Source organism: Streptomyces lienomycini (genome assembly GCF_027947595.1).
GTDB lineage: Bacteria > Actinomycetota > Actinomycetes > Streptomycetales > Streptomycetaceae > Streptomyces > Streptomyces lienomycini.
Map to the genome: position 1 here is coordinate 3,403,140 of NZ_CP116257.1, position 25,128 is coordinate 3,428,267.

Genomic DNA, 25,128 nt, shown 5'->3' on the forward strand with positions numbered 1-25,128 from the left:
CGAATCCCGCGCCGACGGTCGCCGACGGTGAAACGCCGCAGTATGCCGCAGCGGGGGCACGTTCCTCTGGAAAATGCCAAAGCGCTCACCGGACGCGTGCACCTTCCGTAGTGTCGTCGTCACGTTCGCGGTACAGCCGTGCAGGGGAGGGGATCCGGCGTGCCCGGAATCGACGAGAGTCTGCTGGAAGCCATGCGACTGCCCGGTGCTCGGGGCGCTTCGCTGGTCGACTGGATCAGCGGGCTCGCACTGGGCGCCGTCGGCGAGGCGCCGGGCGGCGACTGGGAGGCGACGGCCGCCGAGACGGCGGAGCTCGGCCGGCACGTCGCGGAGAGCGGCTCCCTCGCCGCGGAGGGCACCGCGGGCCCCACCGCCGAACCCGGGAAGGAACCCCCGGTGGAGGACCTGATCGCCACCACCGGCGACGCCTACCACCTGCTCAGGTTCGTCAGCACCCCCTTCGACAGCACCGTCTTCCTGCACCTGTGGCTGGACCGCAACGAGGGGAACCTCGCCCTGGCCCGGATCCGGCTGGCCGAGATGGCCGATCGCCTGGTGCTCGGATGACCCGGGTGACGACCACCTGGACCACGCACGAGACGACGTCCGACGCCCTCGGCGCGCTCGCCGCCGAAGGAGCGACCGGCGCACTCTCGGGTGAGCGGGGCATCGTCTACCTGTCGGCGGGCCGTGTCGTGCACGTGGAGTCGGCCTTCACCCCCGACCTCGGCGCGCTGCTCACCCGCAGCGGTGCCGTCCCCCCGGACGGCTGGTGGGACGCGGTCGACCGGGCAGGGACACAGCACCGGGTCGGCCACCGGCTCGTGGACAGCGGACGGCTCGCCGCCGGCGCGCTGGAGGTCTGCCACCTGGGCGCCCTGTTCGACGCCGCCTACTTCGTCCTCGCCCACGACACGCGCGCGCAGCGCTTCCGGCCCGGCGCGGTGCACTGGCTCGGCGCGGTCCGGTCCGTGCCGGTGGACACCGTCGTACGCGAGTCCGGACGCCGACGCGCCCTGCTGGACCGCATCTGGCCCGACCCCGCCATCGACACCGCCCCCCTGGCCCGGGTGCCGGGCACCGACACCGCCGACCTGCCCGCGCGGCGCGGCCGCACCCTGACGCAGGTCGACGGAGTCCGCACCGCCGCGGAGATCGCCTCGGCTCTCGCCTGCCGCACCTACCACACCCTCGTGGAACTGCGCCGCCTCGCCGCCCACGGCCTCGTCCGTGCCGCGCCGCCCGCCGCCCCGTCCCTCCCATCGGGCCCGGACGCGCGCGCGGTCGTGTGGGACGACCCCGACACGGCCCTGCTGCGACGGCTTCGAGACGCCTTGGAGGCCCTGTGATCCGCGCGCGCCGCCGGCGTGACGAAAGGAGACTGCTGATGGCCGTCGAGAGCGACGTCCTGGACGAACTGCACCGCATGCGCAACCGCGTGCCCCAGCTGACCGGGTCGCTCGCGGCCACCGTGGACGGGCTCGTGCTGGCCCACGACGCGCCGGGCACCGAACCCGAGGGCCTCGCCGCGCTCACCGCGGCCGCCCTCGGCGTCGCGCACCGCATGGCGGAGGCCACCGCGCGCGGCGGATTCCGCGAACTGCTGCTGCGCGGGACCGACGGCTACGTCGCCACGTACGCCGCCGGCCCGGCCGCCGTGCTCACCCTGCTCGCCGACGGGCGGGTCAACGTGGGCCGGCTGCACCTGGAGGGCCGGCGCAGCGGCGCGCGGATCGGCGAACTGGTCGCGGCCCAACTGGGGCCGGAACGCGGGCCCGTCCCGGCCGCCGACCAGCCCGCGACGCACCCCGCGGACACGGCCCGCGCCATCGGAACCCTGCCGGTGCGCACTCCGCAGCGGCCCGCACACCAACCCGCCCCCCAGGCCGGCGGCCACCACCGGCCGATCTGACAAACGGCCGATCTGACAACCGATCGCGTACTGATCACGTCCGGAAAGGAACCCACCATGGCCAACCTGGAGACCTCGCTCAAGGAATGCCTCAGCTCCATCGACGGAGCGACCGCCGTCGCGCTGGTCGACTACACCAGCGGGATGTCGCTCGGCACCCTGGGCGGCGGCAAGGACTTCAACCTGGAGATCGCCGCGGCAGGCAACACCGACGTCGTGCGGTCCAAACTGCGCACGATGGAGCACCTCGGTCTGAAGGACGAGATCGAGGACATCCTGATCACCCTGAGCACCCAGTACCACATGATCCGTCTGCTCAAGGGCCGCGGCGGCAACGGGCTCTTCCTCTACCTGGTGCTCGACGCCAACCGCGCCAACCTGGCGATGGCCCGCCACCAGTTGCGCCGGGTCGAGAACGAACTGGAGGTCTGACCCCGGCCGCGCCCACCCGTCGCGGGCCCGGTGGGACGTCCTCCCGCCGGGCCCCGGTCGCCGCCCGACGCGACTGTCGGTGGCGGGCGGTACGGTCGCCGTATGCATGCGACTGGAACGTTCACAGTGAAGGACTTCACCCCGGCGGACGTGGCGCCGGGCACCGTCGTGACCACCGGACTCCCGGTGGGCGTGGCGACGATGGAGAAGCGGTTCGAGGGGGCGGTCGCGGGCCGCTCGGCGACCGTGTTCACCGCCGCCTACGACCAGGAGACCGGCGTCGGCACCTACCTGGCCATGGAGTCCTTCGAAGGGGCCCTGGACGGCCGCGAAGGCGCGTTCAACTTCGTGCACTCGGCGACGACGACCGGCGCCGACCGCACGGCCGAGTTCTTCACCCTGGTACCGGCCAGCGGCACCGGCGCCCTGGCCGGCATCACCGGCTCCGGCGGCCTCGCGGTCGACTCCGACGGCACGCACCGGATCTGGTTCGAGTACGAACTCGGCTGAGCCCCGCCAGCGACGGGGCCGACCGGCACCGGCGCCCTCGACGAGGCCGCCGGTGCCGGTCGCCGCGGCTCAGGCGCCGCTCTCCCGGAGCATGTCCTCGCGCTCGACGTACTTCACGCGCTCACGCCCGTGCGGCTCGCCCTGCGCCTTCTCCGCGGCGTCGAGCTTGTACCAGCCGTCCCAGGTGGTGAAGCGGACGTTCCGCTCGGCGAGGAAGGCGTCCACCGCCTCCGGGGCGGGCGAGGCGGGCGTCTGGAGACGGTCGTTCGCGTAGTCGTCCAGCAGGTTGGACACCGTCTCGTTGGCGTCGCCCTTGGTGTGGCCGATCAGGCCGACCGGACCGCGCCGGATCCAGCCCGTCACGTACGTCGACCGCAGGTGCTCGCCGGACTCCTGGACGACCCGGCCGCCCGCGTCCGGGACCGTGCCCGAGTCGATGTCCCAGGGCAGCTTGGGCAGCTGGTCGGACAGGTAGCCGACGGCCCGGTAGACCGCCTGGACGTCCCAGTCCTTGAACGTGCCGGTGCCCTTGACGTTGCCCGTGCCGTCCAGCTCCGTGCGCTCGGTGCGCAGGCCGACCACCCTGCCGTCCTCGCCGAGGATCTCCGAGGGCGACTCGAAGAAGTGCAGGAACAGCTTGTGCGGACGGTCGCCGACGTCGCGGATCGCCCAGTTCTCCAGGGTCTTGGCGACCATGTCGGCCTGCTTGTTGCCGCGCCGGGTGGCGATCGAACCCTCGTCGTAGTCGATGTCCTCGGGGTCGACGATCACCTCGATGTTGGGGGAGTGGTCCAGCTCCCGCAGCTCCATCGGGCTGAACTTCGCCTGCGCCGGGCCGCGACGGCCGAAGACGTGGACCTCCAGCGCCTTGTTGGCCTTCAGGCCCTCGTACACGTTCGGCGGGATCTCGGTGGGCAGCAGCTCGTCCGCGGTCTTGGCGAGGACGCGGGCGATGTCCAGGGCGACGTTGCCGACACCGAGGACGGCGACCTTCTCCGCCTCCAGCGGCCAGGTGCGCGGGAAGTCGGGGTGCCCGTCGTACCAGGCGACGAAGTCGGCGGCGCCGTACGAGCCGTCGAGATCGATGCCGGGGACCGACATGGCACGGTCCGCCGTGGCGCCGGTGGCGAAGATCACACCGTCGTAGAAGGCGCGCAGGTCGTCCAGGCTGATGTCGCTCGGGTAGTTCACATTGCCGAAGAGACGGATCTGCGGCTTGTCGAGCACCTGGTGCAGGGCCGTGATGATGCCCTTGATCCGAGGGTGGTCGGGCGCGACACCGTAGCGGATGAGTCCGAACGGGGCGGGCATGCGCTCGAAGATGTCGATGGAAACACCGGGGTCGGCGGCCACTTCGGACTTGAGCAGGGCGTCAGCGGCGTAGATCCCGGCCGGGCCGGATCCGACGATGGCTACCCGCAGAGGGCGGGGCATGTTCAGGTTCCCTTCGAGCGGTGACAGATCGACTCTCGGGGAAGCCTAAGCTAAGGCAAGCCTAAGTCGGTACGCGGGTCCGGTCTATGAGGTCATAAGCACATCTTATGGCATCCCATGGTTCGGGTTTGGGGCCAGGCTCGGGGTGGGCCCCGGCAGGGGTTTGAAGCCCCGGTCACGGGTGACGCAGGCGTGGGGCGCGGTGGTGCGTCCCGTGCCGCCTCACGAGGGGAGTCCGCGTGCAGCATCAGGACGACGGACAGGATCCCCACCGGTGGCGGGCCCTGTGGGTGACCCTGGTCGCCGGTTTCATGACCCTGCTGGACGTGACGATCGTCGCCGTGGCCCTGCCCTCCATGCAGAAGGGGCTGCACGCCTCGCCCGCGGCCGTGCAGTGGGTCGTCTCCGGCTACGCGCTCGCGTTCGCCCTGAGCCTGGTGACCGCGGGCCGGATCGGCGACACGTTCGGCAGGCGCCGCGTCTTCCTCCTCGCCCTGGCCGCCTTCGTCCTCTTCAGCGCCGCCGCGGGAGCCGCACCCGGCATCGAACTGCTGATCGCCGCCCGGCTCGCCCAGGGCGCCGCCGCGGGCAGCATCGCACCGCAGAACTCCGCACTGATCCAACAGCTGTTCCGGGGCGCCGAACGCGGCCGTGCCTTCGGGCTCTTCGGAGCCACCGTCGGGGTCTCCAGCGCTGTGGGACCGGTCGTCGGCGGCCTGATCCTGGCCCTCGCCGGCCCCGAGGGCTGGCGGTGGATCTTCTACGTGAACGTGCCGGTCGGCGTGCTCGCACTCCTGCTCGGCTTCCGCCTGCTGCCCCGGGTGGCGCCCGGCGGCCGAGGACACCTCGACCCCGTGGGGGTGACGCTGCTGGGCGCGGGGATCCTGGCCCTGATGCTGCCCCTGGTCCTGGCCGAGGGCGGCGGCCTCACCACGATGTGGTGGCTCTTCCCGGCGGGAGCGCTCGTCCTGGCCGCCTTCGCACGGTGGGAACGCAGGGTGGCCCGCCGGGGTGGCCGGCCGCTCCTGGAACCCGGGCTGCTCACCGAGACCCGCGGCTACGCCACCGGCGCGGGCCTCGGCGCCCTGTACTTCGTCGGCTTCAGCGGAGTGTGGCTGGTCTTCGCGCTCTTCTTCCAGAACGGGCTGGGCTTCTCACCCCTCATGTCCGGGCTGGCGGTGACGCCCTTCGCCGCCGGGTCGGCCGTCGCCGCCGCCGTCGCGGGCCGACTGGTCGAACGGCTGGGCCGCCTGCTCACGGTCTGGGGTCTGGTCGCCGTGATGACCGGCCTCGGCACGACCGCGCTGCTGCTCTGGCTCGCGCCCTCCGAGCGCGCCCCCTGGCTCGCCGCCCCGGCCCTGCTGCTCGGCGGGCTCGGCAGCGGCTGCGTGATCTCCCCGAACATCACGATGACCCTCCGCGACGTCCCGGTGCGCATGGCGGGCGCCGCCGGAGGCGCCCTGCAGACCGGGCAGCGGCTGGGCGGCGCCGTGGGCACCGCCGCGCTGCCGGGACTGTTCTACCTGACGCTGAACAGCACCCACGACGACTATCACGAGGCCGTGGCCCTGTCCGTGGGCACCGGAGTCGCCGCCATGCTCTGCGCACTGGCCGTCGCGGTCCGCGACTGGCACCGCGACCGGCCCGGCGGCGACCGGCGCTGCCAGCCGGAGGCGTCCCACAGCCACACCCACGCCGGGCAGAACTGACCGGCTCCCGACGGCCGGTGCCACGGACGCGCTCAGCGGCGCCTGCCGAACCTGCGCAGCATCTGCTGGGCCTGCGCCCGGCGGCGCGGGTCCGACGCGGCCCGGCGCACCTGCTCGGCCGCCCGGCGGCCCTGCGGGCTGCGCGCGAACCGCTTGATCCGGTCCAGTACTCCGGCCATGACGTTCCTCCGAGTCGACGACTGACCTGCCTTGCCCGTGCTCGTACCCCCGCCGCCCCCGCGACACCCCTGCCGGACGTCCGCCTGTTTGAACCCGCCGCGCCGGGCGACCCGCAGGGGCAGGACATCGCAAGCGAACGCCGAGAGGTGAGCCACTGTGGCCGGCAATCAGAAGTCCAGGGCCAAGACGGAGCAGGCCAAGGGAAAGGCCAAGGAAGCGGTCGGCCGGGCCGTCGGCAACGAGAGGATGACGGCCGAGGGCCGCGCCGAACAGTCCAAGGGCGACGCCCGACAGGCCAAGGAGAAGGGCAAGGACGCGTTCCGGCACTGACCCGGGACGCGGATCCGGCGGCACACGGGCCGCGGAACCCGGCACACGGCCGGGCTCCGCGGCCCGTGGCGTGCCCGGGGTCAGCCGATGTGGTAGGCGTCCCCGTACACGTGCCAGTCCAGCGGCGGTTCGAGGCCGAGGTTGCCCGCGTCCAGGAAGACGCGCTGCGCCGTGTCGACCCGGCTGGTGTCGCTGTGCGCCTCCTCCTGCCGCATGGCCCACACCCGTTCATCGAGGAAGGCGTGCAGGTAGGCGACCTCGTCGCCGCCCTGCGCGGGAGGCCGGGCCCGGCCCAGGGCACGCTCCCTGATACTGCCGAAGCTCAGCCGGTCGCCGCCGTCGCCGTGCATGACGATCGCGTCGTAGTACGCGAACTGCCCCAGCGTCCGCAGCCCGTCCTCCCTGCCGCGCCGCACGGCCGGGTCGAAGTAGACGCGGTCGCGCTCGTCGTCCTGCGCCCGGCGGAACTCCGGGTCGCCGGCGGCCCGGCGCCAGTCGTCCGGGAAACCGGGATCCAGGCCCTCGTGCGAGTCGGAGCCGTCCACCCGGCGCAGCGCCGGCAGATAGGGCGCGAGGACGTTGCCGGGGCTGCGGGCGGCGTACAACTCCACCAGGTCGAGCATGTCGCCGGTGCCGGAGCAGAAGCCGATGATGCCCGCGGTGTAGCCGCGGCCGTCACCGATGTCCTCGATGTACCGGTACTGCGCCTTCCAGTCGAGCGAGGAGTTCTCCGCGCTCGACACCAGTTGCATGGCGATCTCCTTCTTCGCCGCGTCGTCGAGCCCCGCCGCGGGCGCGGGTGCCGCGGCCCGAGCGGGGGTGGTCAGGGGGACTGTCGCCAGGAACGCGGATGCCATGGCGAGCACGGTACGGCGCGAGGTGCCGGCGGGGTGCGCCGGGTCGGGGGAAGGGTGCCTCACGGAATCTCCAGGTGGGGTGGGGGGACAGGGAGTGCCGGGCACTGACAGGAAAGTTTCCTACCAGAAAACGGGCGGACTGGGCACCCGTCCCGCACGAAATCGCTACGGACCGGGGGCGGCGGCCGCCCCGTATCCGTCAGGGAATCGGCTGCTCCGCCCAGATGACCTTGCCGGTCGGCGTGTAGCGGGTGCCCCAGCGCTCGGCGAGCTGCGCGACGAGGAACAGCCCGCGCCCGCCCTCGTCCGTCATCGCCGCGTAGCGCAGATGGGGCGAGGTGCTGCTGCTGTCGAACACCTCGCAGATCAGGCTGCGGTCGCGCAGCACCCGGACGTGGACGGTCTCGCCGCCGTAGCGGATCGCGTTGGTGACCAGCTCGCTCAGGATCAGCTCCGTGGTGAAGGCCGACTCGTCCAGCCCCCACTCGGTCAGCCGCCGGGTGACCCGCGAACGCACCTCGGCGACCGCCGCCGGATCGTTCGGGACGTCCCACTCGGCGACCTGGTCCGGACCGAGCGTGCGGGTACGGGCGACCAGCAGGGCGATGTCGTCGCCCGGCCGGTCCGGGAGCCGGGCGTCCAGGACGGTCCGGCAGGTCTCCTCGGGTGTCTCGCCGGCCGTCTCCAGCGCCCGGCGCAGCTGCTCCAGACCGACGTCGATGTCGTGCTCGCGGTCCTCGACGAGCCCGTCGGTGTACAGCACGAGGCGGCTGCCCTCATCCAGCCGCAGTTCCGTCGTCTCGAACGGGAGACCGCCGAGGCCCAGCGGGGGACCGGCGGGCACCTCGGGGAACTCCACCGTGCCGTCGGGCCGGATCAGGGCGGGCGGCGGATGCCCCGCGCGGGCCAGCACACAGGTGCCGTCGACCGGGTCGTAGATCGCGTAGAGGCAGGTCGCTCCGGTCACCGGAGCGGCGGTGTCGTCGGCCGCCTCGTCCTGGTCGATGCGGCCGACCAGCTCGTCCAGCAGCCCGAGCAGTTCGTCGGGCGGCAGGTCGAGGGCGGTGAAGTTGTGCACCGCGGTCCGCAGCCGCCCCATGGTGGCCGCCGCGTGCAGGCCGTGCCCGACGACGTCGCCGACCACGAGCGCGACCCGCGCCCCGGACAGCGGCAGCACGTCGAACCAGTCCCCGCCGACCCCCGCCTGCGCGGGCAGGTAGCGGTAGGCGACGTCCAGGGCGTTCTGGTCGGGCAGCCTGCGGGGCAGCAGACTGCGCTGGAGGGTCACCGCCATGCTGTGCTCGCGGGTGTAGCGGCGCGCGTTGTCGATGGAGACGGCCGCCCGTGCGACCAGCTCCTCGGCGAGCGCCAGTTCGTCCTCGTCGAAGGGCTCGGGCTTGACCGAACGCCACAGGCTCACCACCCCGAGCACCAGCGTGCCCGCCCGCAGCGGGACGGTGATCAGCGAGTGGACGCCGTACTCCACCACCTGCGCGGAGCGCTCGTAGTCCTGTGCCTGCCAGCCCGGGGCCTCGCCGAGGCGGGGCTCGAGGACGGGCCGGGCCGTCTGCAGGGTGCGGCCCTGCGGGGAGGAGGCGACGTAGCGGATCCGCCGGCCCACCGGGTAGAGCGGGACGTCCTCGCGGACGCCGCTGAGCGCGGCGCGGCGCAGCGGTGTGAGCCCGTCCGGCTGACCGCCGGCCAGCACGGTGTCGAACAGGTCCACGGTGACGTAGTCCGCGAAGCGCGGAACGGCCAGTTCGCCCAGCTCCTCGGCGGTGCGGGTGACGTCCAGGCTGGTCCCGATGCCGACACCGGCGGCGTACAGGATGTCCAGGCGCTCCCGGGCGGTCTCCGCCCGGCCGGACAGTGCGCGCAGCTCCGTGGAGTCGCGGAACGTGGCGACGCTGCCGGCCGGACCGCCCCGTACGTCCGTGGGCCGCTGGTTGATGGCCAGCAGCCGGTCCTTGACCAGGTGCACCTCGTCGGTGGCCGCCTGCCCGGACGCCAGCAGCTCCGCCAGGTCGGACGGCAGCCCCAGCGCGCCGACGGGCCGGCCCTCGGCGTCGGCGGGCAGGTCGAGCAGACGCCGCGCCTCGTCGTTGGAGAGCAGCAGCCTGCCCTCCCCGCCGACGATGAGCACACCCTCGCGGACGCTGTGCAGGACGGCGTCGTGGTGCTCGTACATCCGGGTCATCTCGTGCGGTCCCAGGCCGTGCGTCTGCCGCAGCAGCCGACGGCTCACCAGGGCCGTGCCGCCCGTCGCCAGGGCCAGCCCGACGGCCGCCGCTCCCAGCACCAGCGGCAGCTGGCGGTCGGCGACTCCGCCCACGTTCTCCGTGGTGATGCCGGCCGAGACGGTGCCCACGACCGTGCCGTCGGGTGCCTTGACGGGCACGATGGCCTGGACCAGCCGTCCGAGGGTCCCGTCGATCTCCTCCGTGACCGTCTTCCCGGCCAGCGCGGGGCCGATGTTGCCGACGAACTCCTTGCCGATGCGATTCGACTTGGGGTGGGTGTAGCGGATGCCGGCGGTGTTGGTGACGACCACGAAGTCCACGTCCGTGGCCTTGCGCACCGCCTCGGCCCGGGGCTGGAGGACCGCCGTGGGATCGGGGGCGCGCAGCGCCTCGCGGATGCCGGGCGAGTGGGCGAACGAGGCGGCCACGGAGAGGGACCGGTTGCGGGCCTCGACCGTGCTGTCGTGCCGTACCTGGAGCACCAGCGCGACCGCCGCGGCCACCACGAGCAGCAGCACGATGACCACGTTCATCACGAAGACCTGGCCGGCCACGCTGCGTCCGGACAGCGCCGAGCGCAGCGCCGAGGCGTGCCCCGCGTCCGGTCCCCGCCGTGACCGGTCCGCGTCCTGCCGGTGTCGGACGTGCGGACCGCCGGGACGACGGGGTGACCGTGCTCCCGATCGACCCATCAGTCGGACCATGTGACCATGTCTACACTGCCGGGCCCCAGGAGGCGAGGGGCACCCCCTGTGCCGGAGCGGCCCGCCGGACCGGGGCCGCGGGTGTCCCACCGGGGGCGCGTGGGGCGTGCGGGGCGGGCACGACGGGCGGCGAGCGGCAGGGCGATGCCGTCGGGACGGTCCGTGGCGTGGCGGGCGGTCGCCACGCCACGGTCCCCGACGCCCGCCGGTGAGCGGCTCCCCGGCCCGGCGGCGGGCGCACCGGCCCTGGCGGGCGCGAGGCGCGGGGAGGCGATGCCGTCGTCGGTGCCGGGCCGCTCCACGGGACGGTCCGCGCAGCGGGCGAGGACGGCACCGGGCTCGATCCGGAACCCGGTAGGCGGGCAGGGGACGCGGGGGCCGACCCCGAGCGCCACCCCGCCGGGCAGGTCGAGTGACCGGGTGCGTCCGTCCGGGTGGCGCACCAGCGGCGGCGGGTGCCCCGCACGCGCCGCGCGGGCCCGCCCGACCCCGGTGAGCCCGGCGGCCCCGGCGACGGCACCGCGAGCCGCACGGCCACCTGCACCGGGACCGCGGACTGGGGCAGCGGCTGCAACGGCCGGGTCACCAGCACCGCGGGCAGCGAACCGATCAGCTCCTGGACCACGACGGTCACCCTGCCCGCCCAGCAGTCCGTCTCGGCCCTGTGGAACGGCACGCCCACCTGGAGCGGCAACGTCATGACGGTGCGGGCGAGTGGGAACGGCGCCCTGGCGGCCGGCGCGTCGACCGGTTTCGGGTTCACCGCGACCGGGAACGGCGGCGACGCCGCGCCCTCGGTCAACACCTGCACCGCCTCCTGACCCGTCCGGCGCCGTCCCGCACCGACAGGGACGGCGCCGTTTCGGTCGCACTCGGAGCCGGTCCGGTGCGAAAACGGCGTGTCCGGCGGAAGTCGGGGCGAAGGGGCCGTGTGCGGCGCCCCGGTGCGTATCGTGAGGGGCGGGGACCTTCACCTCCCCTCCACCCGGCCCCGGACCCGACGGTGAGGCTCGCTATGACCCCGGCGCACGGATCCGGCACCGCGGACGCCTCCGGTGTGTCCGCGGTGGTGGAGTTCCGGGGCGGAACGGCGATGATCCCCGCCTCCCGGGACGTCGTGCACGGCTTCGTCGCGCGACTGGCCGAGCGGGGCGTGGAGCCGGCGGACACCTTCGCGGACGCCGCCCGCCTGGTCGTGAGCGAGCTGGTGACGAACGCGCTGCGGCACGCGCCCGGACCCTGCCGGCTGGTACTGACACTGGCGGACGGTCATGTGGAGATCGCGGTGCGGGACACCGGGGACGGCTTCCCGACCTTCCTGCCCCGCGACCCGCTGCGGATCGGCCGGCACGGTCTGGAGATCGTGACGCGGCTGTGCGGCGAGGTCGTCACCAGACCGCACGCGAGCGGGAAGACGGTGTCCGCGCGCCTGCCGCTGCTCTGAGCCCTCGCCTCAGGCGGCCAGAGCCTCCTCCACGCTCGGGTAGCAGGGGATGAGCGCGTCGACGCCCACCAGCCGCAGCACGCGGTCGACGGCGTCACGCGGTGCGGCGATCCGGAACCAGACGCCGAGGGACTCGGCCGCCCGGTGGGCCGAGATGAGCACGTTGATGCCGCTGGAGTCCAGGAAACCCACCTCGCCGAAGTCGACCACCGTGCCCGGCGCCGACTCCACCGAGGACAACAGGGCGTCGCGGAGCCGTCCGCTGCCGTCGAGATCGACCTCCCCGGCGAGGACCACGACGCCGACACCGCCGCCGGTGGTGGTGCGGGTGATCAGCAGCCGCTCCGGTACCGCCGCTCCCTCGATGTGCGCCACGCTGCCCTCACTTCTCGGGTGGGCCGCAGGTACCCGGCCGTCGTCGGTGGCTCGATGTTAAGGCCCCCGGCGGTCGGCGTGGCCCACTTGAACGGACCGGAGGCAATCGGCGGGGCGGGCCGGTCCGGGCTCGACGCGCGCGACGCCGTTCCTCTGACTACGGTCGAGGTGTGGTGGCACACACATTCGAGGAGCTCGTGCACAAGCGTCGCGCGGCGGACCTGGCACAGCACCGGGTCGAGGAACTGCGCGACTCGTACGGGCCACCTACGCAGCATCAGTGGACCCCTCGGCAGTCGGACACCTACGAGACGGCCGTACGGGCCTGGCGCGACCTGGACCGGGACGCGCGGACCGCGATGTCGGAGTACGTCAAGGAGGGAGGCCAGTCCCGGCACAAGATCGAGGCGAAGCTCCGCAAGGCCGTCCAGGAGGACGACCGGAGCACCTGACCGGACCGACTTCACCGGGGCCGGGACGGCGTGCCCGCCCCGGCCCCGACCGCGGGCGGTCGCCCCTCAGCCCCGGGCCGCCGCGACCTCGCCGACGAGGTCGCGTACGGCCGCCAGGGCCGCCGACCGGTCCCCGGGGACCAGACCGATGCGGGTGCGCCGGTCGAGCAGGTCGGCCTCGTCCAGGGCGCCCTCGTGGCGCAGGGCCCACACCAGTTCGGCCCCGGTGACGGGGTGGTCCGGCAGGACACGCTCGGCTAGGCGGGGATCCCGGGCCGCGAGGGCCCGGACCACCGGGGCCTCGGTGCCGTAGAGCCCCACCAGACGGCGCGGCGCCCTGACCTCGGCCAGCGTGCCCGGGGCCGCGGCGCCGACCAGGGGCAGCGCGGCGGTCGGCGACGGGCCCGCGGCCAGACCACGGGCGGCGACTGCGGCGTCCACGGCGTCCTCGGCCATGCGCCGGTACGTGGTGAGCTTGCCGCCGACCACGGTGATCACGCCCTCGGACGACGTGAGTACGGCGTGCCGGCGCGAGACGTCCGCCGTGCGGGGCCCGGCGCCGGACCGGCCCGACGGGCTGGTGTCGAGCAGGGGGCGCAGGCCCGCGAAGGCGCCCACCACGTCCTCGCGGTGGACCGGCACGTCCAGCACCGAGCCGAGCACGTCGAGCAGGAAGCCGACGTCGGTCTCGGGCACCTCCGGCACGTCCGGGACGTCCCCGTCCACCGGCTCGTCGGTCAGACCGACGTAGACGCGGCCGTCACCCTGGGGCAGGACGAGGACGAAGCGGTTGGTCTCGCCGGGGATCGGAACGTGCAGTCCGGCCGGGAGCGGGCCGAGGTGCTCGGAGCGCAGGACGAGGTGGGTGCCGCGGGAGGGGCGGATCCGGATGCCGTCCACGAGGTCGCCCGCCCACACCCCGGAGGCGTTGACCACCGCGCGGGCCCGCACCACCCCCTCCTCGCCGGTCAGCTCGTCGCGCACGCGGGCACCGGACCCGGTCAGCTCCAGCGCCCTGACCCGGGTCAGGATCCGCGCCCCGCGGGCCGCCGCGGTGCGGGCGAGCGCGGTCACCAGCCGGGCGTCGTCGGTGAGCCGGCCGTCCCAGGACAGCAGGCCGCCGCGCAGCCGGTCCGGGCGCAGCGCCGGGGCGAGGTGGCGGGTCTCCACGGCGGACAGACGGCGCGGCGCGGGCAGGGTGGCCCGTGCGGTGCGCGCCGCGAGCCGCAGGGTGTCCCCGGCCCGGAAACCCGCCCACGCCAGCGCGCCCTGGCCGCGCGAGACCAGCGGCGTGAGCGGCAGGACGAACGGCTGGGCACGCACCAGGTGGGGCGCCGTGAGCTCCATCAGCACCCCCCGCTCCACCGCGCTCTCGTGGGCGACGTCCAGCTGCCCGGAGGCCAGGTAGCGCAGGCCGCCGTGGATGAGCTTGGAGCTCCAGCGGGAGGTGCCGAAGGCCAGGTCGTGGGCGTCCACCGCGACGACGCTCAGGCCCCGGGCCGCCGCGTCCAGGGCGGCACCGGCACCGGTCGCGCCGAGCCCGACGACCAGCACGTCCACGACGGGGCCGCCGACGGCGTCGGCCAGCTCGCGCGAGCGCCGCGCGGCGGACAGGGAGGCCCCGGCGGCGGGGCGGTCGACGGTGCTCATGGGGCGAGGGTCCTCTCCAGGATGGTGCGCAGCTCCCCGAGGAGGGCCGCGGGGGTCAGCTCGGCGTCGTCCTCGTCGGTCATCGTTCGCAGCGACAGGGCGAAGGACTGCACGACCAGCAGCACCGACCGGGCCTGCCGGCCGGTGTGCGCGGCGCGCACCGACCCGTCGGCGTGGCCCTCCTCCAGCGAGTCGGCCAGCAGCTCCAGCAGGGCCTCCTGACTCGCCCCGCGCCGGTCGAGGACGTAGGGCAGCAGCAGCTCCGGGTCGACGTCGACGATCTTGCGGAAGAGGGGGTGGGCGCGGAACGCCTCCACCCCGGCCACCAGACCGTCGACGATGCGGGGACGGGTGCCGGTGCCCTGCCCGCGTTCGGGAACGGCCCCGGTGGCCACCGCGATCCACTCCCGGGTCATCAGGTCGCCGACCAGGGACCGCACGTCGGGCCAGCGCCGGTACAGCGTCATCCGGGAGACACCGGCGCGGCGGGCGACGTCGGTCATCGTCGTGCGGCGCACCCCGACGGCCATCACGCAGTCGCGGACGGCGTCCAGCACCGTGTCGTTGTCCGAGGGGGCGGGCCTGCTCGAGTGGTTGTGACGGTTGGGCGTCATGTGTCACAGTGTAACGCCCAGTGGGGCGGTGCGGACGGCATCCCTCGAAGCGACCGTGAGGACGACAGGCAATGGACATGCTGTGGAACGGCTGGGGCGACCCGGCCCGGGCGACGCCACTGCCCGACACGGTGACCGGGCTGCTGCGCGAGGCGCTCGGCGTCACACCCCGCGACGCCGCCGCGCTCCCGCTGGAGGAGATCGACGTACCCGCCCCGCCGCTGGGCGAGGCCGCCCGCCGCGCGCTGGAGGCGGCCGTCGGGGACCGCGCCGAGGACGTGCGCACGGACGCGGAGAGCCGCCTGAGGCACACCCGCGGCAAGTCCACCCCCGACCTGCTGCGGATGCGGGCCGGCGACACCGCCGACACCCCGGCCGCCGTGGTCCTGCCGGACGACCACGACGAGGTGCTCGCCGTGCTGGCCGCCTGCGCGGAACACCGCCTGTCCGTCGTGCCGTTCGGCGGCGGCACCTCCGTCGTCGGCGGTCTCGCCCCGGGGTGCGGGGGCGCGTTCGTCGCCCTCGACCTGCGCCGCATGAACCGCCTGCTCGACCTCGACGAGGTCTCCCGCACCGCCACCCTCCAGCCCGGCCTGCGCGCCCCCGAGGCCGAGGCGCTGCTCGCCGAGCACGGCTACACCCTCGGCCACTTCCCCCAGTCCTACGAGTGGGCCACCCTCGGCGGCTTCGCCGCGACCCGCTCCAGCGGCCAGGCCTCCGCCGGGTACGGCCGCTTCGACGAGATGGTCCTCGGCCTCACCCTCGCCACCCCCCGGGGCACCCTCGACACGGGCCGCGCCCCGCGCTCGGCCGCCGGACCCGACCTGCGCCAGCTCGTCCTGGGCTCGGAGGGCGCCTTCGGTGTCATCACCTCCGTCACCGTGCGCGTGCGGCCCGTGCCGCAGGTCCGCCGCTACGAGGGCTGGCGCTTCGCCTCCTTCGACGAGGGCGCCGCGGCCCTGCGCCGCCTCGCCCAGGACGGCCCCCGGCCCACCGTGCTGCGGCTGTCCGACGAGACCGAGACCCTGATCGGCCTCGCCCAGCCCGACGCCCTCGGCGCCTCCCTGGAGAACCGGGACGCCGGCTGCCTCGCGGTCGTCGGCTTCGAGGGCACCGAGGAGGACACCGCCCACCGCCGCGAGGGCGCCGCCGCCGTGCTGAGCGAGTGCGGCGGCACCTTCGCCGGAGACGAACCGGGGGAGCGCTGGGCCCACGGCCGCTACTCGGCGCCGTACCTGCGCGACTCCCTGCTCGACGCGGGCGCGCTCGCCGAGACCCTGGAGACGGCGGCCCACTGGTCCCGCCTCCCCGCCCTCTACGCCGCCGTCCGCGAGGCGCTCACCGCCACCCTCACCGAGTCCGGCACCCCGCCCCTGGTCATGTGCCACATCTCGCACGTCTACGAGAACGGCGCCTCCCTGTACTTCACGGTCGTCTCCGCCCAGGGCGAGGACGCCGTGGCGCACTGGACCCGGGCCAAGCACGCCGCGAACGACGCGATCCTCGCCGCGGGCGGCACCATCACCCACCACCACGCGGTGGGCACCGACCACCGCGACTGGTACGTCCGGGAGGTGGGCCCCCTCGGTGTCGAGGCGCTGCGCGCCGTCAAGCGGAGCCTGGACCCCGCCGGACTGCTCAGCCCGGGCGTCCTGCTGCCCGCGGACTGACCCCGCCGGGCCGAGCGCCGCCACCCCGTGAGACAACAGTCCGGCACCACCCGTCAGCCCGGAGGCACATCGATGCGACAGTTCACCGCCGTCGTCAACCCCACCGCGGGCGGCGCCACCTCGGCCGCCGCGCTCCTCGGGGTGGCCCGGCTGCTGCGGGAGGCCGGGGCGGAGCTGGAGACCGAGTACAGCCACAGCCTCGCGCACGCCCGCGAACTCGCCCGGCGGGCCGGGGAGTCGGGGCGGGTGGTGCTCGCCGTCGGCGGTGACGGCATGGCGGGCGGGATCGGCGGCGCCCTCAGCGGCACCGGTGCCGTGCTCGGGCTGGTCCCGGCCGGGCGCGGCAACGACTTCGCCCGCGCCCTGGAACTGCCCACCGAGTCCGCCGCCCTGGCCGAGGTGCTGCTGCGGGGCGAACCCCGCCCCGTCGACACCGTCGAGGTCACCTCCGCCGTCCACGACCGCACCGTCGTCCTCGGCAGCGTCTACGCCGGTGTCGACGCGCTCGCCAACCGGCACGCCAACACCACCCGCCTGCTGCGAGGGGCCGCCTCCTACTACGCGGGGGCCGTCCGGGCCGTCGCGGGCTGGCGCGCGACGCGCTACCGCGTCACGGTCGACGGCGACGAGCACGCCTTCACCGGCTACACGGTGGTCGCCGCCAACTCCGGCTACTACGGGTTCAACCGCCTCGTCGCACCCTCCGCCCGTGTGGACGACGGCCTGCTGGACGTGGTGATGATCCACCAGGCGCCGCGGCGGCTGTTCTTCGCCCTGATGAACGAACTGTCGACCGGCGCCCACGTCCACCGGCCCCAAGTACGCGTCCTGCGCGGCCGGGAGGTCCGCATCGAGGCGGACCGGGCGATACCCTACGGCGCCGACGGCGAGGTCGAGGCCGTCGTACCGGTCACGGCCAGGGTGCTGCCCGGCGCGCTGCGCGTCCTGTGCTGAACACACCGCGGGGCCGGACGCCCGCTTCGGTGCCCGGCCCCACGGCCCGGTGGATCAGCCCCGGGGCGTGGTGAAGCGTTCCCACACCCGGTGCGAGCCCATCAGCTGCGTCACCTGCTCCAGGGCCGCGGTGCCGGAGTCGGCGACGATCACACCCGCGGCGTCGGCGGGCACCCCCGACGCCTGGAGCGCCGGCTCGCCGCCCGCCCAGACGCCGATCGCCTTGCCGTGCCGGAACGCCTCCGACAGCAGCAGGCTCACCCGCGGGTCGATCGTCCCCGGCCCGGCGGGCGCCGGACCGGCCTTGTAGTCGCGCGGGGTGTAGGCGTCGCCGCCCATGTCGGGCGTCCCCGCGATCAGCACGGCGTCGAACTCGACCGACCGCGCGGTGACGTAGCTGCGCTGGACGGTCAGCGCGGCGTCGCCCGAGCCGAGGGTGCCGCCGGTCGGCGCCACCACCAGCGGCACCATCCCGGCGTTCAGCACCGCCTCCCGCACCGCGGCCACGCCCTCCAGGTCCGCCCCGCCGGTCACGATGCCGATGACCCGGCCGTCCAACGGCCAGACACCGCCCACCTGGGACAGCGCCGGGCTGGGCTCGACGTCGGCCAGGGGCACCGTCGGGCCGGGGGCGGGCAGGCCGAGCCCTTCGGCGACGCCCGCGCACAGCTCGGGGTCGATGTTGGCCAGGACCTGGAGCGTCCGCTCCCGGATCGCCTGCTCGTAGCACTTGCCCAGCTCGAAGGTGTAGGCGCCGATGATGTGCTCGCGCTCCACCGGGCTCATGCTCAGCCAGAAGCGGCGCGGCTGGCTGAAGTGGTCCGCGAACGACTCCGGGGCCTCGCGCACCTTCTTCGACTCCGGCACCCGCACCGGCGCCTCGACGAACGCGCTCATGTCCGCGCCCGCGGTGAACGGGCAGCCGCCGTCGAGGGAGTTGGGCCGGTAGGGAGCCACGCCCCGGTGCACGGCGCTCTGGTGCATGCCGTCGCGCAGCATGTCGTTGACCGGCGCCTGCGGCCGGTTGATCGGCAGCTGCGGGAAGTTGGGGCCGCCCAGACGCGTGATCTGCGTGTCCAGGTACGAGAACAGCCGCCCCGCGAGCAGCGGGTCGTCGGTGACGTCGATGCCCGGCACCAGGTGCCCGACGTGGAAGGCGACCTGCTCGGTCTCGGCGAAGTAGTTGGACGGGTTGCGGTTCAGGGTCAGCAGCCCGACCGGCTGCACCGGCGCCAGCTCCTCGGGCACGAAGTTGGTCGGGTCCAGCAGGTCGATGCCCTCGAAGGTCTGCTCCGGGTTGTCGGGGAAGGTCTGGATGCCCAGCTCCCACTGCGGGTGGGCGCCCGCCTCGATGGCGTCGGCGAGGTCCCGGCGGTGGAAGTCCGGGTCGACGCCGTTGATCAGCTGCGCCTCGTCCCACACCAGGGAGTGCACGCCCAGCTTGGGTTTCCAGTGGAACTTCACCAGCGTCGTGGCGCCCTCCGCGTTCACCAGCCGGAAGGTGTGGACGCCGAAGCCCTCCATCATCCGGAACGAGCGCGGGATACCGCGGTCGCCCATGAAGAAGATGGTGTGGTTCGTCGCCTCGGTGTGCAGCGAGACGAAGTCCCAGAAGGTGTCGTGCGCGCTCTGCGCCTGCGGGATCTCCCGGTCCGGGTGCGGCTTCGCCGCGTGCACCACGTCCGGGAACTTGATGGCGTCCTGGATGAAGAAGACCGGGATGTTGTTGCCGACCAGGTCGAAGACGCCCTCACTGGTGTAGAACTTCGTCGCGAAACCGCGGGTGTCCCGCACGGTGTCCGACGATCCCCGTGAGCCGACCACCGTGGAGAACCGCGTGAACACCGGTGTCTCCACGTCGGCGGCCAGGAACCCGGCCTTGGTCACCGACGCGGCCGTGCCGTAGCTCTGGAAGACGCCGTGCGCGCCCGCGCCCCGGGCGTGCACCACGCGCTCCGGGATGCGCTCGTGGTCGAAGTGCATCACCTTCTCGCGCAGGTGGTGGTCCTGCAGCAGCACCGGCCCGCGCGGCCCGGCCTTCAGCGAGTGGTCGGTGTCGTACAGCCGCGTCCCCTGGGCGTCCGTCAGATAGCTGCCGGACTGCGCCACCCGGGCCTGGTCGGCTCCCGTGGGCTGACCGGTCGGCGACACGGTGTCCGGGCCGCTCTGGTCCGGCTTCGGGGGCAGCGGCTCCCGCGGTTCGGTGGGCTCGGCCACGGCCGGCGTCTCGGGGGCGGGCCGGCCGGGGATACCGTCCGGCGGCCCGCCGGCCTCGCCGTGCAGGCCCTCGGTCACCTTGCGGACTGCTCGCTTGAGGGGGTTGGCCTCGCTCATCGGCCGTTCTCCGTTTCTGGGCGGGCCGCTGCACGCGCCCGGTCGTGTTCGAGTACCGACTGCCGTGGTGGGCCGTGACCGCGTACCCAGGGTTCGGGACTCAAGGCATGGGCGCGGGGAACCGGAGCGGTTGGCTCAGGTGACGGTCTGTCCGTCGTGGGCGCCGCCACTGCAGAGCCGCGTGAAGGAGCCGGTTCCGTCCCCGTCCGCCGAGATGACGATCACTCCGCCGCCCCGGACGCACTCGGTCGCCGTCACCTCGCCCGGACGGGCCGGTGCGCCGCGTTCCGCGGCCTGGGCTCCGGCGGCACACAGGACCGATACGGCCAGGGCCGCGATCGCGGTCCACGACGACTTGCGCATGGGGACGGCTCCTTCTCACCGGTGCCGTCCCAGCGTCACCGTCCCGGGCCGGGCACGCCACCGGGGGCGTGCACGCGGGGGAGCGCGCACGGCGGGGGCGCGCATGCGGTGCACGGGGGCGGCAAGCATGGCGGAGGGCCCCGACCGCGTCCGCGGACCGGGGCCCTCGAACCGCCGTACCGGGCTACCCCTGGGTGTGCGTCACCCCCACCGGCCCGAACGAGACCCGGGTGCGGGCGCCGTCGGCCGCCCAGACCACCTCCACGCCGTCCGCACCGGGCACCACCTCCGCGATCGCGTCGCCCGCCGCGACGCTCACCGGTTCACCGGTCAGCGCGGCCAGGCTCACGTGCACCGAGGTGCCGCCGGCCGCGCCGGACAGCCGGGGCAGCTCCGCCCACGGCACGTACGCGGTGCCCTGCGGGGCGCGCACGGTCTCCGCCCCGGGATCCCAGCCGTACAGGCCGTGCAGCGCCGAGGTCAGGGGCTCCTCGGGGCCGGTCGCCCACCCGGTGTGGGTGACGCGCGCCCCGGCCGGCGCCCCGACCACCCGGTGCACGCGCAGCTCGTACGGCCCCCGGACCACCGTCACGCTCTCCACCCGCAGCCCCGGCACCATGGGCGGCCCCCCGGCGAACACCGGCCGGTGCCAGGACGCCGCCCAGCCCCAGCCCTCGCCCTGACCCGCCCCCAGTGGACGGACGCGGCGACGCGCACTGGACCGGCCGTTCACCTCGACCGACAGGTGGTTGTCCGCCACGTTCTCCCGCGCCGTGGGTCCCGTCCGGGTCGAGTAGGCCTGCCGGCCGTAGTGCGGGTCCTCCTCGGCCGCCGACTCGCCCTCGTGCGGCCGGACGTGGTCACTGCCGTGGTTGTGCAGCCGTACGATGCCGTCGCCCCGCGTCGCCTGCACCAGCAGTCCCGGTGCGGGCAGCGCCAGGACCCGGTCCGCCTCCTCGACCGGCGCGGGCTCCTCGGGCGCCGTCCACAGCGGGTGGTCCGCCGGGGCGAGCAGCGAGACGAAGGCCTTCGACGCCCAGTACGGGGAGGCCGGACCCGAGTACGGCTGCAGGGTCGCCTCGTGCGGGCCGTACCAGCCCAGGCTCAGCAGCCCCTCGTCGGTCAGCGCCCCTCGGTCCACGAAGTACCGCAGGCTGCCGCTGACCAGGCGCCGCGAGGCACCCGGCGTCAGCGGGGTGTGTCCGGTCAGCGCGCCCAGACCCACGGCCGCCGACGCGGCGAAGCGGTAGGTGAGCGAGCGGCCGAAGTGCAGCGGCGCACCGTCGGCCCCGAACATCAGGGCGAAACCGTCGAGGTGGGCGCGCAGCCGGTCCCCGTACCGGGAGAGCGCGTCCGTGTCGCCGCCGAGGTGGGCGTCGAGCACCGGGTAGAGGTGCAGCGCCCAGCCGTTGTAGTGGTCGAAGGCGCGTCCGTCGCCGTCGGCGTACCAGCCCCCGCCCCGGTACCAGCCCTCCATCAGCTCCAGCGCCCGCTCCCGGGCCGCGGCCGTCTCGGCGTCGCCGCGGCCGACCGACTCCAGGAACCCGGCGACCGTGTACGGGAACAGGTACCAGTTGTTCGGCGCCGGAACGTGCCGCAGGGCACCGCGCAGCCACTCCTCCACCCGGTCCTGGACGGCGGAGTCGAGGTGCTTCCACAGCCACGGCGCGGTCAGCCGCAGCCCGAGCGCGACCGACGCCGACTCCACCATGGGCTGGCCCTGCACGTCGTGGTCGAGGATCAGCGGCCAGGACTCGGTGTCGTCGCGGCCGGGGGTGCGGGTGCCCGACGCGAGGCCCTCGGCGTAGCGGTCCAGCCAGCCGTGCGGGTCCGCGCCGCCGGCGCCCGCGACGCGGAAGCCCGCCGCGAGGAAGGTCCGCGCGAAGCCCTCCAGACCGTCGGAGCGCACCCCCGAGCGCGAGGGCCGTCCGGGCAGGTCGAGCAGGGCGCGGCCCGGGGTGCTCCAGCGCCACGCGGCCCACAGCAGCCCGTCCGCGACGGCCTCCCAGTGGGCGCGGGTGTAACCGGTGTACGGGCTCGACGCACGGTCCTCGGTGGGCAGTTCGAACGGGATGCTCATGCCAGGAACGCCAGCCTTTCGCGTCGTACGGGGTGGAGGAAACCGGAACCGGAGGCCCAACGGGTGGTCTCGGCGAGCGCCAGGTCGGCCAGCCGACGCCACTCGTTGCCCTCGGAACCGGCCAGGTGCGGGGTGATCAGGGCGTGCTCGCAGTCCCACAGCGGGTGCTCCGGCGGCAGCGCCTCGGGATCGGTGACGTCCAGGACGGCCCGGATGCGGCCCGCAAGGACGGCGTCGGTGAGCGCCTCCTGGTCGATCACCGCCCCGCGGGAGGTGTTGATCAGCACCGCGTCGGCGGGCATCGCGTCGATCAGTGAACGGCTCACCAGGCCACGGGTCGTGGGCAGCAGCGGGGTGTGCACGCTGACGGTGTCGCAGCGCGCGAACAGCTCGGGCAGCGTCACGTTCTCCACGCCGAGCTCGGCGGCCTCCGCGTCGCTCACGTACGGGTCGTGCAGCAGGACCCGTACATCGTGCGGACGCAGCAGCTCCACGACCCGGCGGCCGATCAGCGAGGCCGACAGGATGCCCACCGTGCGCCGGTAGTTGCCGACGCCGCGCGGGGTACGCAGCCAGTTGCCGCGCACCCGGGAGGCCCGGTAGTCGCGGGCCCGCTCCAGCACCCGCTTGCCGCTCAGCAGGATCATGCCGAGCGTGTACTCGGCCACCGGCAGCGCGTTGGCCGCGGCGGCCGAGGAGACCTCGACGCCCCGCTCCCAGCACGCGTCGGTGACATGCCCGCGGACACTGCCCGCCGTGTGCGCCACGGCCCGCAGCAGGGGCGCCGCCCGCAGCACCTGAGCGTCCAGCGGCGGACAGCCCCACCCGGTGATCAGCAGCTCCACGTCCGCCAGTACGGATCTCGCCCGCGCCGTCGTCAGGTCGTCCAGCACCGGCAACGGCGCGAGGTCGCAGACCCGACGGAAGGCGGCGAGGGACTCGGGGTCGAGGACGGCCGAGGCGGCGTCCGGGGACATGGCCACGGCGGCACGGGGCCGGCGGCCGGGTCCGGGGGCGTGCACGGTCACTTGACGGCTCCGGCGGTCAGGCCGCTGCGCCAGAAACGCTGGAGCAGCACGAAGGCGAGGATGAGCGGCAGCACGGCGAGCAGCGAACCCATGATCACCACGGGGTAGTACTCGGGGGACACGGACGCCGAGCTGTTCCACTGGTACAGGCCGAGACTGACGGGATACAGGTCCTGGTCGGACAGCATCACCATGGGCAGGAAGAAGTTGTTCCAGATGGCGGTCAGCTGGAAGAGGAAGACGGTGATCAGACCGGGCCCGAGCATCCTGAGCGCCACCCGCGCGTACGTGGTCAGCTCCCCGGCCCCGTCCACGCGCGCCGCCTCCAGCACCTCGTCGGGCACGTAGCCCCGGGCGAAGATCCGGCCGAGGTAGACGCCGAACGGATTGAACAGCACCGGGATGAACACCGCCCAGAAGGTGTTGACCAGGCCGGCCTCCGAGGCCATCAGGTACAGCGGCAGCGCGAGCACCGTCTGCGGCACCATGACCGCCGCGAGCACCAGGCCGAACAGCTTCTCCTTGTGCCGGAAGCGGTACTTGTCGAAGGCGTAGCCGCAGGCCACGCTCACCAGTGCGCCGACGGCGGCGCCGATCACCGCGTACAGCAGGCTGTTGACGTACCAGCGGCCGTACAGTCCGCCGTCCATGGCGAACAGGTCCTTGAGGTTCTGCAGGAGCGAGAAGTCGCTCAGGGACAGCAGGTCGCTGCTGAACAGGGCGTCGCGGTTCTTGGTCGAGGCGAGCACCAGCCACAGCACCGGCAGCAGCGTGTAGAGGACGGAGACGGCGACGACCACGTTGACGGTGGCGCGGCCCAGGAGCTTCGGGCGGAGCAGGGTGCTGTCGGTGGCGCTCATCGGGCCTCCTCGGAGTCGGCGCGGCTGGTGAAGCGGGTGACGCCGTAGGACAGGGCGATGGTGCACACCAGCAGGACCACCGAGGCGGCCGCCGCGAGGCTGTAGTTGTTGCGGGTGAAGGCAGCGTCGTAGATGTACATGCTGGGCGAGAACCGCGAGTTGATCATCGGGGAGGACTGGCTGAGCAGCATCGGCTCGGTGAACAGCTGGAGCGCCCAGATCAGGGTGAAGATGGCGACCATGACGATCGAGGCGCGTACCAGGGGCGTCTTGACCTGGAGGGCCGTGCGCACCGGGCCGGCGCCGTCGACGACGGACGCCTCGATGACCTCGCGGGGCACGGCCTGGAGGGCGGCGTAGAAGACCACCATGTTGTAGCCGAGGTTGCTCCACAGCGCGATGTTCACGATGGACGGGATCACGGTGTGCACGCCGAGGAAGTCGATCGTGAGGTCGCCCTTGGCGAACAGCTCGATCACCGGGCTGATGCCGGGCGTGTAGAGGTACAGCCAGATCAGTGCCGCGATGATGCCGGGCACCGCGTGCGGCAGGAACAGGCCCAGTTGGGCGAGGCCGCGCAGCCGGACCACGCCCGAGTCGAGGAGCAGGGCGAGGGCGAGCGCGCCGACGACCATCAGGGGGATGTAGATCAGGCAGTACAGGGCGACCGTGCCGAGCCCGCCGAGGAAGGTGGGGTCGGTGAGGACGGCCGCGTAGGAGCGCAGCCCGACGAAGACCTGGCGCTCCGGGCCGAAGCCGAGGCCCGGCTGGTCGTCGCTGAAGAAGCTCAGGTAGACGGCGGTGCCGACGGGGATCAGGAAGACGGTGACCAGCAGGGCGAAGAACGGCGTCATGAGGACGCCGGCTGCGGTCAGTTGACGGCGCTTGGCCGCTCTGCGGGCGCGCGGGCCCGAGTCGGAGGGTGCCGGGGAGGCGGCGCGGGCGGCGCCGGCCGGCACCCGTGCGTGGGTGGTCGTGGTCATGGGTGTGTCACCT

Annotated in this window: 26 protein-coding genes; 12 read left to right on the plus strand and 14 right to left on the minus strand. The window is 74.0% G+C overall.

Annotation, left to right across the window (positions count from 1 at the left end):
• The first annotated feature begins 159 nt into the window (after positions 1 to 159).
• From BJ961_RS15380 to BJ961_RS15400, 5 genes are all read left to right on the plus strand, one after another.
• Positions 160 to 567: a hypothetical protein gene (locus BJ961_RS15380; protein ID WP_271413391.1), complete on the plus strand. Its 408-nt coding sequence runs from the start codon at positions 160 to 162 to the stop codon at positions 565 to 567.
• Positions 564 to 1,349: a hypothetical protein gene (locus tag BJ961_RS15385; RefSeq protein ID WP_271413392.1), complete on the plus strand. Its 786-nt coding sequence runs from the start codon at positions 564 to 566 to the stop codon at positions 1,347 to 1,349. Before BJ961_RS15380 ends, BJ961_RS15385 begins: the two co-directional genes overlap by 4 nt.
• A gap of 38 nt (positions 1,350 to 1,387) precedes the next feature.
• Entirely contained in the window at positions 1,388 to 1,912 is a 525-nt protein-coding gene (locus BJ961_RS15390; protein ID WP_271413393.1) for a roadblock/LC7 domain-containing protein, read from the plus strand.
• Positions 1,913 to 1,969: 57 nt separating this feature from the next.
• On the plus strand, positions 1,970 to 2,344 hold the full coding sequence (locus BJ961_RS15395; protein WP_271413394.1) for a roadblock/LC7 domain-containing protein: 375 nt from the start codon (positions 1,970 to 1,972) through the stop codon (positions 2,342 to 2,344).
• A 102-nt stretch (positions 2,345 to 2,446) separates the two neighbouring features.
• On the plus strand, positions 2,447 to 2,854 hold the full coding sequence (locus BJ961_RS15400; RefSeq protein WP_271413395.1) for a DUF3224 domain-containing protein: 408 nt from the start codon (positions 2,447 to 2,449) through the stop codon (positions 2,852 to 2,854).
• 69 nt (positions 2,855 to 2,923) lie between these two features.
• Here BJ961_RS15400 and BJ961_RS15405 read toward each other — a convergent pair whose 3' ends face one another.
• Positions 2,924 to 4,288 carry an FAD-dependent oxidoreductase gene (locus BJ961_RS15405; RefSeq protein ID WP_271413396.1) on the minus strand — a complete coding sequence of 455 codons (1,365 nt, stop codon included), beginning with the start codon at positions 4,286 to 4,288 and terminating at the stop codon, positions 2,924 to 2,926.
• 239 nt (positions 4,289 to 4,527) lie between these two features.
• On the opposite strand from BJ961_RS15405, the gene BJ961_RS15410 reads away from it, so the two are divergent.
• Positions 4,528 to 5,997, plus strand: a complete 1,470-nt coding sequence (locus tag BJ961_RS15410) for an MFS transporter (protein ID WP_271413397.1) — start codon at positions 4,528 to 4,530, stop codon at positions 5,995 to 5,997.
• Positions 5,998 to 6,029: 32 nt separating this feature from the next.
• On the opposite strand, the gene BJ961_RS15415 is transcribed toward BJ961_RS15410, so the two are convergent.
• Positions 6,030 to 6,176 carry a hypothetical protein gene (locus BJ961_RS15415; RefSeq protein ID WP_271413398.1) on the minus strand — a complete coding sequence of 49 codons (147 nt, stop codon included), beginning with the start codon at positions 6,174 to 6,176 and terminating at the stop codon, positions 6,030 to 6,032.
• A gap of 157 nt (positions 6,177 to 6,333) precedes the next feature.
• Here BJ961_RS15415 and BJ961_RS15420 point away from each other — a divergent pair, with 157 nt between their 5' ends.
• A complete protein-coding gene (locus tag BJ961_RS15420) occupies positions 6,334 to 6,507 on the plus strand; it encodes a CsbD family protein (protein WP_271413399.1) in 174 nt (57 codons plus the stop codon).
• Positions 6,508 to 6,587: 80 nt separating this feature from the next.
• Here the strand turns inward: BJ961_RS15420 and BJ961_RS15425 are convergent, their stop codons facing one another.
• The 3 genes from BJ961_RS15425 to BJ961_RS15435 form a co-directional block, all read right to left on the minus strand.
• Positions 6,588 to 7,427, minus strand: coding sequence for a chitosanase (locus BJ961_RS15425; protein WP_271413400.1), 840 nt, complete (start codon positions 7,425 to 7,427; stop codon positions 6,588 to 6,590).
• 136 nt (positions 7,428 to 7,563) lie between these two features.
• Positions 7,564 to 10,308: a SpoIIE family protein phosphatase gene (locus BJ961_RS15430; RefSeq protein ID WP_271413401.1), complete on the minus strand. Its 2,745-nt coding sequence runs from the start codon at positions 10,306 to 10,308 to the stop codon at positions 7,564 to 7,566.
• The gene (locus BJ961_RS15435) at positions 10,296 to 10,751 is read right to left on the minus strand and encodes a hypothetical protein (protein ID WP_381156217.1); all 456 of its coding nucleotides are present in this window, start codon (positions 10,749 to 10,751) and stop codon (positions 10,296 to 10,298) included. Before BJ961_RS15435 ends, BJ961_RS15430 begins: the two co-directional genes overlap by 13 nt.
• A 12-nt stretch (positions 10,752 to 10,763) precedes the next feature.
• Between BJ961_RS15435 and BJ961_RS15440 the strand changes: the two genes are divergently transcribed.
• Positions 10,764 to 11,129 (plus strand): cellulose binding domain-containing protein, encoded by a 366-nt coding sequence (locus BJ961_RS15440; protein WP_328660822.1) that lies wholly within the window; start codon positions 10,764 to 10,766, stop codon positions 11,127 to 11,129.
• Positions 11,130 to 11,323: 194 nt separating this feature from the next.
• Positions 11,324 to 11,752: an ATP-binding protein gene (locus BJ961_RS15445; protein ID WP_271413402.1), complete on the plus strand. Its 429-nt coding sequence runs from the start codon at positions 11,324 to 11,326 to the stop codon at positions 11,750 to 11,752.
• Between the two features lie 9 nt (positions 11,753 to 11,761).
• Here BJ961_RS15445 and BJ961_RS15450 read toward each other — a convergent pair whose 3' ends face one another.
• Entirely contained in the window at positions 11,762 to 12,127 is a 366-nt protein-coding gene (locus tag BJ961_RS15450) for an STAS domain-containing protein (protein WP_271413403.1), read from the minus strand.
• 173 nt (positions 12,128 to 12,300) lie between these two features.
• On the opposite strand from BJ961_RS15450, the gene BJ961_RS15455 reads away from it, so the two are divergent.
• The gene (locus tag BJ961_RS15455) at positions 12,301 to 12,579 is read left to right on the plus strand and encodes a hypothetical protein (protein WP_271417057.1); all 279 of its coding nucleotides are present in this window, start codon (positions 12,301 to 12,303) and stop codon (positions 12,577 to 12,579) included.
• A 66-nt stretch (positions 12,580 to 12,645) separates the two neighbouring features.
• Here BJ961_RS15455 and BJ961_RS15460 read toward each other — a convergent pair whose 3' ends face one another.
• Positions 12,646 to 14,229 carry a glycerol-3-phosphate dehydrogenase/oxidase gene (locus tag BJ961_RS15460; RefSeq protein ID WP_271413404.1) on the minus strand — a complete coding sequence of 528 codons (1,584 nt, stop codon included), beginning with the start codon at positions 14,227 to 14,229 and terminating at the stop codon, positions 12,646 to 12,648.
• Complete coding sequence (locus BJ961_RS15465; RefSeq protein WP_271413405.1) at positions 14,226 to 14,843, minus strand: TetR/AcrR family transcriptional regulator; 618 nt, start codon at positions 14,841 to 14,843, stop codon at positions 14,226 to 14,228. Before BJ961_RS15465 ends, BJ961_RS15460 begins: the two co-directional genes overlap by 4 nt.
• 71 nt (positions 14,844 to 14,914) lie before the next feature.
• Here BJ961_RS15465 and BJ961_RS15470 point away from each other — a divergent pair, with 71 nt between their 5' ends.
• A complete protein-coding gene (locus tag BJ961_RS15470) occupies positions 14,915 to 16,513 on the plus strand; it encodes an FAD-binding oxidoreductase (protein ID WP_271413406.1) in 1,599 nt (532 codons plus the stop codon).
• 72 nt (positions 16,514 to 16,585) lie between these two features.
• Positions 16,586 to 17,467, plus strand: a complete 882-nt coding sequence (locus tag BJ961_RS15475) for a YegS/Rv2252/BmrU family lipid kinase (RefSeq protein ID WP_271413407.1) — start codon at positions 16,586 to 16,588, stop codon at positions 17,465 to 17,467.
• 54 nt (positions 17,468 to 17,521) lie between these two features.
• Here the strand turns inward: BJ961_RS15475 and catB are convergent, their stop codons facing one another.
• From catB to BJ961_RS15505, 6 genes are all read right to left on the minus strand, one after another.
• Positions 17,522 to 19,801 (minus strand): catalase CatB, encoded by a 2,280-nt coding sequence (gene catB / locus BJ961_RS15480; protein ID WP_271413408.1) that lies wholly within the window; start codon positions 19,799 to 19,801, stop codon positions 17,522 to 17,524.
• Positions 19,802 to 19,936: 135 nt separating this feature from the next.
• Positions 19,937 to 20,164: a hypothetical protein gene (locus tag BJ961_RS15485; protein ID WP_271413409.1), complete on the minus strand. Its 228-nt coding sequence runs from the start codon at positions 20,162 to 20,164 to the stop codon at positions 19,937 to 19,939.
• 184 nt (positions 20,165 to 20,348) lie between these two features.
• Positions 20,349 to 22,244 (minus strand): DUF2264 domain-containing protein, encoded by a 1,896-nt coding sequence (locus BJ961_RS15490; protein WP_271413410.1) that lies wholly within the window; start codon positions 22,242 to 22,244, stop codon positions 20,349 to 20,351.
• Positions 22,241 to 23,272: a hydroxyacid dehydrogenase gene (locus BJ961_RS15495; RefSeq protein WP_271413411.1), complete on the minus strand. Its 1,032-nt coding sequence runs from the start codon at positions 23,270 to 23,272 to the stop codon at positions 22,241 to 22,243. The genes BJ961_RS15490 and BJ961_RS15495 overlap by 4 nt, the downstream gene beginning before the upstream one ends.
• Positions 23,269 to 24,132 carry a carbohydrate ABC transporter permease gene (locus BJ961_RS15500; RefSeq protein ID WP_271413412.1) on the minus strand — a complete coding sequence of 288 codons (864 nt, stop codon included), beginning with the start codon at positions 24,130 to 24,132 and terminating at the stop codon, positions 23,269 to 23,271. The genes BJ961_RS15495 and BJ961_RS15500 overlap by 4 nt, the downstream gene beginning before the upstream one ends.
• On the minus strand, positions 24,129 to 25,115 hold the full coding sequence (locus BJ961_RS15505; RefSeq protein WP_271413413.1) for a carbohydrate ABC transporter permease: 987 nt from the start codon (positions 25,113 to 25,115) through the stop codon (positions 24,129 to 24,131). Before BJ961_RS15505 ends, BJ961_RS15500 begins: the two co-directional genes overlap by 4 nt.
• Between the last annotated feature and the right edge of the window lie 13 nt (positions 25,116 to 25,128).